A 1,854-nucleotide genomic window follows, 5' to 3' on the forward strand; every position below is an offset into this window, starting at 1 on the left:
CTCGGTTCCGGTGGATGGCCAGTCCTTTCCGGTTCGGGACTTTCACCCGGCGGGTCACAATAAGAGGTTTCCGATCACTCAAATCATTTCGCGATCATCCCCCTCTTCCAGGCTTTGCCTGGCGCAAGGAAGAAAAGTTATCCAATTCACGCCAGATCATTGGACAGACATAGAGGCCGTTGTAAGATCGGTTGAGGTGGTAACGGATCTTGTCTTTACCTTCATCTAGGACGATGTCGAAGCTGCCCGACATGGCGATAATGAGTTGCTGCAGCTCTTTGTGTGCATGCCCGCCGCGCTCGCCTCCTCCTGGCACGTCGTAGAGGTAGTAGACGCGTTGGATCTCAAAGGGGATATGGTTTTCACCTTGATGAAGGTGAGGTTGCCCTGGGGATTGGCGATCTTGGGTAAATCGAGGATTTTGCAGTCACTGATAGACATAGTCGCTGCTTTATTTTGCTAGATCGATTCAGTTGGTGACTGTTACGCCAGCCGGGAGAAATTTGGCGTAGCACGTTCTTGAGGCCTGGATGGCTTCCAGACTCAGCGTGTAGAAGTAGTCGAGCGTTGTTTCTGCGGTGCGCTTGGCGCCGAAGCGTTCGTGGAACTGCCAGACGCGCTCATTACCCTTGCGCACATCGAAATGGGCGGCGGTAAAGCCCAGGTGATCGACCGCATAGGCGTAGACCATGAGGGCCGATTCCATCGCGGCCTGAGATGGTCGACCGTCCTTGAGAATCCAGGAACCCCAGCAGAAGCTGTCCCCTTGGGCATCGTAAAGCCGCACGGTGCCGATGGGCTCGCCCTGGTGGTCGATGATGAAGTAGGCCTGGTCAGTCGCAGTTGCATAGTGCTGTAGCCAGGATCGCCGGGCATCGATGTCTGGCGCGGTGGTGCTCAGATAACGCGATTTTTTCTCGTCGGTACGCAGCGAGAGGATGAAGGCGGCATCTTCCGGCGTCGCATCTCTGAAGATCAGCGTCTTACCGATCACCTGTCGCGCCTTGAGGATCTGTGGGGCCGGATTCATGACCCGGCTCCAGCATGCCGATCATCCGCGCCGGATTGCCAACCACGGTGGCCCCGGCCGGAACCGACCGGGTGACCACCGCACCGGCGCCGACCACCGCCCGCTCGCCAATGGTCAGGCCTGGCAGGATCACCGCCCCCCCGATGGAGGCCCTGCGCTTAACGATGGTCGTGGCGAAGCGGTCCGGGTACTGCTTGCTGCGCGGGAAGCGGTCATTGGTGAAGGTGACGTTCGGCCCGATGAACACATCGTCTTCGATGCGCAAGCCATCCCACAACTGCACGCCGGATTTGACCGTGACCCGGTCGCCGATGACCACATCGTTCTCGATGAGGCAGTGCGCGCAGAGGTTGCAGTCGGCGCCGATCCGGGCGCCGGGGAGGATGACGACAAACTGCCAGATGCGGCTACCGTCGCCGATCTGGCGGGTCTGGACGTCTGAGAGCGGGTGGATGGAATGCGTCATGTGGACAAAGAAGGCTTCTGGTTCTTAGTTCGCCTGATACGAGGACGAGTGCCGTGTTGTTGGAGCGATGAAGCCGGGATGCCAATGCCAATCAGGCCTTGACGATGTGGTCCGTCGGTTCCTGATAGCGGCCGCTTCGCACCCGCATCCCCATGCACCAGCCGGATCTCCTGCGGCGCTTGCGGGATCCCGGTGGCTACGGCACACGAAGCCGAAGACCGAGGAGGTTTGAAACACTTACGCGGCTTGGCCGACGCGATCGCTGCGCGCCGCCTTCTTGTCGAAGGTCAAAACCGGTCAGTCGATCAGGCCGTCGGCCCGGGCCTCAGCAAGGAGCTGATCCAGTTCGAGCTTGAGG

The 1,854-nt window shown here is 59.6% G+C and carries 3 protein-coding genes; all 3 read right to left on the bottom strand.

The features are described from left to right. Positions 1–94: 94 nt before the first annotated feature. The 3 genes from CKO40_RS25560 to CKO40_RS25030 are packed head-to-tail and all read right to left on the bottom strand — an operon-like array spanning position 95 to position 1,496. Positions 95–427, bottom strand: a complete 333-nt coding sequence (locus CKO40_RS25560; protein WP_200348915.1) for a sugar 3,4-ketoisomerase — start codon at positions 425–427, stop codon at positions 95–97. Between the two features lie 42 nt (positions 428–469). Continuing rightward, on the bottom strand, positions 470–994 hold the full coding sequence (locus tag CKO40_RS23650; protein WP_200348913.1) for a GNAT family N-acetyltransferase: 525 nt from the start codon (positions 992–994) through the stop codon (positions 470–472). Continuing rightward, positions 984–1,496 carry an acyltransferase gene (locus CKO40_RS25030; RefSeq protein ID WP_200348914.1) on the bottom strand — a complete coding sequence of 171 codons (513 nt, stop codon included), beginning with the start codon at positions 1,494–1,496 and terminating at the stop codon, positions 984–986. The genes CKO40_RS23650 and CKO40_RS25030 overlap by 11 nt, the downstream gene beginning before the upstream one ends. Positions 1,497–1,854: the final 358 nt, after the last annotated feature.

Source organism: Halochromatium glycolicum (assembly GCF_016584085.1).
Taxonomy (GTDB): Bacteria; Pseudomonadota; Gammaproteobacteria; order Chromatiales; family Chromatiaceae; genus Lamprobacter; species Lamprobacter glycolicus.

Excerpts from the sequence above, each read along its gene's own strand:
- CKO40_RS25030 (WP_200348914.1), bottom strand. The coding sequence starts at position 1,496 with ATGACGCATTCCATCCACCCGCTCTCAGACGTCCAGACCCGCCAGATC.